General features: G+C 42.7%; 10 protein-coding genes. All 10 read left to right on the forward strand.

The annotated features are described in order from the left end of the window. The first annotated feature begins 41 nt into the window (after positions 1-41). The 10 genes from blpZ (at position 42) to rbfA (ending at position 8,245) form a co-directional block, all read left to right on the forward strand. On the forward strand, positions 42-290 hold the full coding sequence (gene blpZ / locus HT720_RS00760; RefSeq protein WP_016399200.1) for an immunity protein BlpZ: 249 nt from the start codon (positions 42-44) through the stop codon (positions 288-290). A gap of 29 nt (positions 291-319) precedes the next feature. Then, entirely contained in the window at positions 320-931 is a 612-nt protein-coding gene (locus tag HT720_RS00765; protein ID WP_173274419.1) for a type II CAAX endopeptidase family protein, read from the forward strand. Positions 932-1,092: 161 nt separating this feature from the next. Continuing rightward, complete coding sequence (locus tag HT720_RS00770; protein WP_033683107.1) at positions 1,093-1,887, forward strand: phosphotransferase family protein; 795 nt, start codon at positions 1,093-1,095, stop codon at positions 1,885-1,887. Next, positions 1,884-2,519 (forward strand): tRNA (guanosine(46)-N7)-methyltransferase TrmB, encoded by a 636-nt coding sequence (gene trmB / locus HT720_RS00775; RefSeq protein WP_120719181.1) that lies wholly within the window; start codon positions 1,884-1,886, stop codon positions 2,517-2,519. The genes HT720_RS00770 and trmB overlap by 4 nt, the downstream gene beginning before the upstream one ends. Before the next feature lie 125 nt (positions 2,520-2,644). Continuing rightward, on the forward strand, positions 2,645-3,124 hold the full coding sequence (rimP, locus tag HT720_RS00780; protein ID WP_173274420.1) for a ribosome maturation factor RimP: 480 nt from the start codon (positions 2,645-2,647) through the stop codon (positions 3,122-3,124). Positions 3,125-3,167: 43 nt separating this feature from the next. Further along, positions 3,168-4,304, forward strand: a complete 1,137-nt coding sequence (gene nusA / locus HT720_RS00785) for a transcription termination factor NusA (RefSeq protein WP_033676254.1) — start codon at positions 3,168-3,170, stop codon at positions 4,302-4,304. Positions 4,305-4,325: 21 nt separating this feature from the next. Next, positions 4,326-4,619 (forward strand): YlxR family protein, encoded by a 294-nt coding sequence (locus HT720_RS00790; RefSeq protein ID WP_000857562.1) that lies wholly within the window; start codon positions 4,326-4,328, stop codon positions 4,617-4,619. Next, positions 4,612-4,911 carry a YlxQ-related RNA-binding protein gene (locus HT720_RS00795; RefSeq protein ID WP_001041390.1) on the forward strand — a complete coding sequence of 100 codons (300 nt, stop codon included), beginning with the start codon at positions 4,612-4,614 and terminating at the stop codon, positions 4,909-4,911. The genes HT720_RS00790 and HT720_RS00795 overlap by 8 nt, the downstream gene beginning before the upstream one ends. Before the next feature lie 16 nt (positions 4,912-4,927). Continuing rightward, positions 4,928-7,729, forward strand: a complete 2,802-nt coding sequence (gene infB / locus HT720_RS00800) for a translation initiation factor IF-2 (protein WP_173274421.1) — start codon at positions 4,928-4,930, stop codon at positions 7,727-7,729. 165 nt (positions 7,730-7,894) lie between these two features. Further along, positions 7,895-8,245 (forward strand): 30S ribosome-binding factor RbfA, encoded by a 351-nt coding sequence (gene rbfA / locus HT720_RS00805; RefSeq protein ID WP_173212733.1) that lies wholly within the window; start codon positions 7,895-7,897, stop codon positions 8,243-8,245. Positions 8,246-8,284: the final 39 nt, after the last annotated feature.

Here is an 8,284-nt window from a genome sequence, read left to right on the forward strand (position 1 = left end):
AAAACCAAAAGGCTTGCTTTTCAGCCATAGAGGAGGTTATCATGTATAAACACTTATTTTTCCTAGATTCCAAAACCTTAGACTGGTTGACTCCTTATATTCTAGTATTGGCTTCTGACACCATTGCCTTTAATGTTTTTGTGCTAACCTTTGTATCTGTTGTGGTCTTTTATTTCCTAAATCCCATGCTATCTTTAATGGCTATCTTCTTAGGGGCTGGTTATGTGGTCGGATTTTGGTTACTAAAATGGTTTGTTTTGGAAAGGTTAGAGCTAAAGGATGACGCGTAGGAAGTCTGTTTGGTGAGGAGGATAATTTGATGGAGTTTTTTGATAAATTTCATGCCTTGTGCTTTGGATTTTTAGTACTAATAATCGTCATTACAGTTCCTTATACGATTAACCATGGGGATTTTTTTCAAAATGAATCTGAATTGATTATTGTAAGTCTTCTAGTAACCTCGCTGAGTGTTGCTTATGCTAGACAGTTTGAAATGATTTCTTTTGGGATGTTAAGCAAGAAAGAACTTTTGCTTTTCATTGGAATCTTTCTTCTAAGTCTGCTTGAGACGCTAGTTTATATTCATTTCTTTGCTGTTTCTTCTGGCGCGGGAGTTCAACACTTGGCGGAAGTCAGCAGAGGAATTTCCCTGTCTTTGATTTTGACTTCCTCAGTTTTTGGACCCATCCAAGAGGAACTCATTTTCAGAGGACTTCTTCAAGGTGCCGTTTTTGACAATTCTTGGTTAGGGCTTGTGCTAACTTCCTCTCTCTTTTCTTTCATGCATGGACCTTCTAATGTCCCTTCGTTTATTTTTTATCTACTTGGGGGCTTGTTGCTGGGCTTTGCTTATAAAAAGAGCCAAAACTTATGGGTTTCTACTCTAGTTCACATGTTTTACAATGCTTGGCCACTCTTATATTATTTATAAAAATCATGAAAAGGTAAGCAGAAGACAGTGCTTGCCTTTTTCTTTCTATAATGATACCCAAGCCAATCCAGAGGCTTTTCTTTGAGAATCGGGTGTGGAGCGGTTGACGAATAGGCCAAAAACTAGTAGAATAGTAAGGAAACTTTATACGGAGGAAAGAAATGGATTTGGGTGATAATGAGCTAACACTGACTCCCATACCTGGGAAGAGTGGCAAAGCTTATATGGGTAGCTATCCTGATGGAAAGCGCATCTTTGTAAAAATGAACACCTCTCCAATCCTACCTGGTCTAGCTAGAGAACAAATTGCTCCACAATTATTATGGAGTCGCCGTTTGGCAGATGGGCGTGATATGTGTGCTCAAGAATGGTTGACAGGCAAAATATTGACCCCCTATGATATGAATCGTAAACAAATCGTCAATATTTTAACCCGCCTTCATCGCTCACGTCCGTTAATGACACAGTTGAGTCGTTTGGGATATGCTATGGAAACACCTGTAGATTTACTACAGTCTTGGCAGGAAACGGCTCCAGATGCTTTGCGTAAAAATCATTTTATCAGTGAAGTGATGGCTGATTTACGTCAGACTATTCCAGGATTTAGAGAGGACTATGCGACCATTGTCCATGGAGATGTACGACATAGTAATTGGATTGAGACAGATAGTGGCTTGATTTATTTGGTAGATTGGGATTCGGTTCGCTTGACCGATCGCATGTTTGATGTGGCCCATATGCTCTGCCATTATATTCCAGAACATCAGTGGAAGGAATGGTTGACCTACTACGGTTACAAGTACAATCAAACGGTATTAACTAAATTGTATTGGTACGGTCAATTGTCTTATTTGAGCCAGATTTCCAAGTATTATATGAACCAAGATTTAGAAAATGTCAATCGGGAGATCCATGGCTTGCGTCACTTCCGAGACAAGTATGGAAAGAGAAGATGAGAGTTAGAAATCGTAAAGGGGCGACAGAATTACTAGAGGCAAATCCCCAGTATGTGGTCCTCAATCCCTTAGAAGCCAAGGGGAAATGGCGGGACTTGTTTGGCAATGATAATCCCATTCATGTGGAAGTTGGAAGTGGAAAGGGTGCCTTTGTTTCAGGTATGGCCAAGCAGAACCCTGGCATCAACTATATCGGGATTGATATTCAAAAGTCTGTTTTGAGCTACGCTTTGGACAAGGTGCTTGAAGTTGGAGTGCCTAACATCAAACTCTTGTGGGTAGATGGTTCTGACTTGACTGACTACTTTGAAGACGGTGAGATTGATCGCTTGTATCTGAACTTTTCAGATCCATGGCCGAAAAAACGCCATGAAAAGCGTCGTTTGACCTACAAGACCTTCTTGGATACCTTCAAACGTATCTTGCCTGAAAATGGAGAAATTCATTTCAAGACGGATAACCGTGGCTTGTTTGAGTACAGTTTAGTGAGCTTTTCTCAATATGGCATGAAACTCAATGGTGTCTGGTTAGATTTGCATGCCAGTGATTTTGAAGGCAATGTCATGACAGAATACGAGCAAAAATTCTCCAACAAGGGGCAAGTTATCTACCGAGTTGAGGCAGAATTTTAAGAAATAGCCTGAAATCAGGCTGTATAAGTGCTTTTGCTTTACATAAGTTAGCAAATGTGCTATACTAAGGGTAAGAATATGAAAAGTGAGGCGGGGAAATATCTTCGCCTCTTGCTTATGAGGAGGTGGACGCAATCGCAACAATCGTAGAATTAGTCAGAGAAGTTGTAGAACCTGTCATAGAAGCGCCTTTCGAACTCGTGGATATCGAGTATAGAAAGATTGGCAGTGACATGATTCTCAGTATTTTTGTAGATAAACCTGAAGGAATTACCTTGAACGACACGGCGGACTTGACAGAAATGATCAGTCCTGTCCTAGACACCATCAAGCCAGATCCCTTCCCAGAACAATATTTCCTAGAAATCACCAGTCCAGGCTTGGAACGTCCTTTGAAAAACAAAGATGCCGTCGCTGGAGCGGTTGGGAAATACATCCATGTCGGGCTCTACCAAGCCATCGATAAGCAAAAGGTCTTTGAAGGAACCTTGTTGGCCTTCGAAGAGGATGAGTTGACTATGGAATATATGGACAAGACGCGTAAGAAAACTGTCCAAATTCCATACAGTTTAGTATCAAAAGCACGTTTAGCAGTTAAATTATAGAAAAAGAAAGGATAGCTTTTGAGGATTCAAAAGTGAAGAAAACATGAGTAAAGAAATGCTAGAGGCCTTCCGCATTTTGGAAGAAGACAAGGGAATCAAAAAAGAAGACATCATCGACGCAGTAGTAGAGTCGCTTCGTTCCGCTTATCGCAGACGCTATGGTCAATCAGACAGCGTAGCTATTGACTTCAACGAAAAAACAGGTGACTTTACAGTTTATACTGTCCGTGAAGTTGTTGATGAAGTATTTGATAGCCGTTTGGAAATCAGCTTGAAAGATGCTCTTGCCATCAATTCAGCCTATGAACTTGGTGACAAAATCAAGTTTGAAGAAGCGCCTGCTGAGTTTGGTCGTGTAGCAGCCCAATCTGCCAAACAAACTATCATGGAAAAAATGCGCAAGCAAACACGTGCCATTACTTACAATACTTACAAAGAGCATGAGCAAGAAATCATGTCTGGTACAGTAGAACGCTTTGACAACCGCTTTATCTATGTTAACCTTGGCAGCATTGAAGCCCAATTGTCAAAACAAGACCAAATTCCTGGAGAAGTTTTTGCTTCTCATGATCGTATCGAAGTTTATGTTTACAAGGTTGAAGACAACCCTCGTGGTGTCAATGTCTTTGTTAGCCGTAGCCATCCAGAAATGATTAAACGCTTGATGGAGCAAGAAATTCCAGAAGTTTATGACGGAACTGTTGAAATCATGAGCGTAGCTCGTGAAGCTGGTGACCGTACGAAGGTTGCCGTTCGTAGCCACAATCCAAACGTGGACGCTATCGGTACAATCGTTGGACGCGGTGGAGCCAATATCAAGAAGATTACTAGCAAATTCCACCCAGCTCGCTACGATGCTAAAAATGACCGCATGGTACCAATCGAAGAAAATATCGATGTTATCGAGTGGGTAGCAGATCCAGCTGAATTTATCTACAATGCCATCGCTCCTGCTGAGGTTGACCAAGTTATCTTTGATGAAAACGACAGCAAACGTGCCTTGGTGGTTGTTCCTGATAACAAGCTTTCTCTTGCTATCGGTCGTCGTGGACAAAACGTGCGCTTGGCGGCTCACTTGACTGGTTACCGTATCGATATTAAGTCTGCTAGCGAATTTGAAGCCATGGAAGAAGCTGCTTCGGTAGATTTGGAAGCAGAAAACGATACTGTCGAAGAATAAAAGCTGCTAGAGGAGGGAAAGATGAAAACGAGAAAAATCCCTTTGCGCAAGTCTGTCGTGTCCAATGAAGTGATTGATAAGCGAGATTTGCTCCGCATTGTCAAAAACAAGGAAGGACAAGTCTTTATCGATCCAACAGGCAAGGCCAATGGCCGCGGCGCTTATATCAAACTAGACAATGCAGAAGCCCTAGAGGCGAAAAAGAAGAAGGTCTTTAACCGCAGCTTTAGCATGGAAGTGGAAGAAAGCTTTTATGACGAGTTGATCGCTTATGTGGATCACAAAGTGAAAAGAAGAGAGTTAGGACTTGAATAAGCAAAAGATAAGCAATCTCTTGGGACTTGCTCAGCGAGCAGGGCGGATCATATCGGGTGAAGAATTGGTGGTCAAGGCCATTCAAGACGGTAAGGCCAAGTTGGTCTTTCTAGCCCATGATGCTGGACCCAATCTGACCAAGAAGATTCAAGATAAAAGTCACTATTATCAAGTAGAAATTGTAACCGTGTTTTCAACACTGGAATTAAGCATAGCAGTCGGGAAATCGAGAAAGGTTTTGGCTGTAACAGATGCTGGATTTACAAAGAAAATGAGGTCTCTTATGGAATAGAAGAGGAGGACATGATTTGTCTAAGAAAAGATTGTACGAAATCGCAAAAGAACTTGGAAAAGAAAGTAAAGAAGTTGTAGCGCGTGCAAAAGAGTTGGGCTTGGATGTGAAAAGCCACTCATCAAGTGTGGAAGAAGCTGTCGCTGCAAAAATCGCTGCCAGCTTTAAGCCTGCAGCTGCTCCGAAAGAAGAAGCAAAACCTGCAGCACCAAAAGCAAGTGCAGAAAAGAAAGCCGAAAAATCTGAGCCAGCTAAACCAGCTGTAGCTAAGGAAGAGGCAAAAACGGCTGAGCCAGTTGCTCCGAAGGCAGAAAAAGTAGTAGCTAAACCGCAAAGCCGTAATTTCAAGGCTGAGCGTGAAGCCCGTGCCAAAGAGCAGGCAGAACGACGCAAGCAAAATAAAGGCAATAACCGTGACCAACAACAAAACGGCAACCGTCAGAAAAACGACGGTCGTAATGGTGGAAAACAAGGTCAAGGAAACCGCGATAATCGCCGCTTTAATGACCAAGCTAAGAAACAGCAAGGTCAGCAAAATCGTAGAAATGAGCGCCGTCAACAAGAGGACAAACGTTCAAATCAAGCGGCTCCACGTATTGACTTTAAAGCCCGTGCAGCAGCCCTAAAAGCAGAGCAAAATGCAGAGTACGCACGTTCAAGTGAGGAACGCTTCAAGCAGTATCAGGCTGCTAAAGAAGCCTTGGCTCAAGCTAACAAACGCAAGGAACCAGAGGAAATCTTTGAAGAAGCGGCTAAGTTAGCTGAACAAGCGCAACAAGCACAGCAAGTTCAAGCAGTGGTTGAAGTCGTCCCTGAGAAAAAAGAACCTGCAGTGGATACACGTCGTAAAAAACAAGCTCGACCAGACAAAAATCGTGACGATTATGATCATGAAGAAGATGGTCCTAGAAAACAACAAAAGAATCGAAGTAGTCAAAATCAAGTGAGAAATCAAAAGAATAGTAACTGGAATAACAACAAAAAGAACAAAAAAGGCAATAACAAGAACAACCGTAATCAGACTCCAAAACCTGTTACGGAGCGTAAATTCCATGAATTGCCAACAGAATTTGAATATACAGATGGTATGACCGTTGCGGAAATCGCAAAACGTATCAAACGTGAACCAGCTGAAATCGTTAAGAAACTCTTTATGATGGGTGTCATGGCCACACAAAACCAATCCTTGGATGGGGAAACCATTGAACTCCTCATGGTGGATTATGGTATCGAAGCCAAACAAAAGGTTGAAGTGGATAATGCCGATATCGAACGTTTCTTTGTCGAAGATGGTTATCTCAATGAAGATGAATTGGTTGAGCGTCCACCAGTTGTAACTATCATGGGACACGTTGACCATGGTAAAACAACACTCCTAGATACCCTTCGTAACTCTCGTGTTGCGACAGGTGAAGCAGGTGGTATCACTCAGCATATCGGTGCCTATCAAATTGTTGAAAATGGTAAGAAGATTACCTTCCTTGATACACCAGGACACGCGGCCTTTACATCTATGCGTGCGCGTGGTGCTTCTGTTACCGATATTACTATCTTGGTCGTAGCGGCAGATGACGGGGTTATGCCTCAGACTATCGAAGCCATCAACCACTCAAAAGCGGCCAACGTTCCAATCATCGTAGCCATCAACAAGATTGATAAACCAGGTGCTAACCCAGAACGCGTTATAGGTGAATTGGCAGAGCATGGAGTTATGTCAACTGCTTGGGGTGGAGATTCTGAATTTGTTGAAATCTCAGCTAAATTCAACCAAAATATCGAAGAATTATTGGAAACAGTCCTTCTTGTGGCTGAAATCCAAGAACTCAAGGCAGACCCAACAGTTCGTGCGATCGGTACAGTTATCGAAGCTCGCCTGGATAAAGGAAAAGGTGCGGTCGCAACCCTTCTTGTTCAACAAGGTACCTTGAATGTCCAAGACCCTATCGTTGTCGGAAATACCTTCGGTCGTGTCCGTGCTATGACTAACGACCTTGGTCGTCGTGTTAAGGTTGCTGGACCATCAACACCAGTTTCAATCACAGGTTTGAATGAAGCGCCAATGGCAGGTGACCACTTTGCCGTTTACGAAGATGAAAAATCTGCGCGTGCAGCAGGTGAAGAACGTGCCAAACGTGCCCTTATGAAACAACGTCAAGCTACCCAACGCGTCAGCCTTGAAAACCTCTTTGATACCCTTAAAGCTGGTGAACTCAAGTCAGTTAACGTTATCATCAAGGCCGACGTACAAGGTTCAGTTGAAGCCCTTTCTGCCTCACTTCAGAAAATCGATGTGGAAGGTGTTAAAGTTACCATCGTTCACTCAGCGGTTGGTGCCATCAATGAATCAGACGTGACCCTTGCTGAAGCTTCAAATGCTTTTATCGTTGGTTTCAACGTACGCCCTACACCACAAGCTCGTCAACAAGCAGAAGCTGACGATGTGGAAATCCGTCTCCACAGCATTATCTACAAGGTTATCGAAGAGATGGAAGAAGCCATGAAGGGGATGCTTGATCCAGAATTTGAAGAAAAAGTTATCGGTGAAGCAGTTATTCGTGAAACCTTCAAGGTGTCTAAAGTGGGAACCATCGGTGGATTCATGGTTATCAACGGTAAGGTTACCCGTGACTCAAAAGTCCGTGTTATCCGTGATGGTGTCGTTATCTATGACGGTGAACTTGCAAGCTTGAAACACTACAAAGACGACGTCAAAGAAGTTACAAACGGTCGTGAAGGTGGATTGATGATTGATGGCTACAATGATATCAAGATGGATGATGTGATTGAGGCTTATGTCATGGAAGAAATCAAACGATAATAGAGAAACGATAGCTCATTTGACTCGTTGTCAACATCGCCTTGATGAACTTCAGTTCTATCTAAGGCTTGTTTCCTAGATTCAAATGGCTCTAGTTCCTCTATCTAATAGAAATAGCTAGGTCTGCTGGCCTAGCTTTTGGTTCAAAGTAGAGAAAGGAATATCATGGCAAATCATTTCCGTACGGATCGTGTGGGCATGGAAATCAAGCGTGAAGTCAATGAGATTTTGCAAAAGAAAGTCCGTGATCCGCGTGTCCAAGGCGTGACCATCACAGATGTTCAGATGCTGGGTGACTTGTCTATTGCCAAGGTTTACTACACCATTTTGAGTAACCTTGCTTCAGATAATCAAAAAGCCCAAATCGGGCTTGAAAAAGCAACTGGTACTATCAAACGTGAACTTGGTCGCAATTTGAAATTGTACAAAATCCCAGATTTGACCTTCGTCAAAGACGAATCCATCGAATATGGAAACAAGATTGACGAGATGCTACGCAATCTGGATAAGAACTAAGAAGAGGGGCAACCCTCTTTTTTGGGCTCTTTGTCAACT

Origin of the sequence: Streptococcus sp. 68 (assembly GCF_013277415.1) — a bacterium.
Classification (GTDB): domain Bacteria; phylum Bacillota; class Bacilli; order Lactobacillales; family Streptococcaceae; genus Streptococcus.

What these genes read in the sequence shown, in the direction of transcription:
- HT720_RS00770 (WP_033683107.1), top strand. Translation starts at nt 1,093, where the DNA reads ATGGATTTGGGTGATAATGAGCTAACACTGACTCCCATACCTGGGAAG.
- HT720_RS00790 (WP_000857562.1), top strand. Translation starts at nt 4,326, where the DNA reads ATGAAAACGAGAAAAATCCCTTTGCGCAAGTCTGTCGTGTCCAATGAA.
- blpZ (WP_016399200.1), top strand. Translation starts at nt 42, where the DNA reads ATGTATAAACACTTATTTTTCCTAGATTCCAAAACCTTAGACTGGTTG.
- trmB (WP_120719181.1), top strand. Translation starts at nt 1,884, where the DNA reads ATGAGAGTTAGAAATCGTAAAGGGGCGACAGAATTACTAGAGGCAAAT.
- rbfA (WP_173212733.1), top strand. Translation starts at nt 7,895, where the DNA reads ATGGCAAATCATTTCCGTACGGATCGTGTGGGCATGGAAATCAAGCGT.
- HT720_RS00765 (WP_173274419.1), top strand. Translation starts at nt 320, where the DNA reads ATGGAGTTTTTTGATAAATTTCATGCCTTGTGCTTTGGATTTTTAGTA.
- nusA (WP_033676254.1), top strand. Translation starts at nt 3,168, where the DNA reads ATGAGTAAAGAAATGCTAGAGGCCTTCCGCATTTTGGAAGAAGACAAG.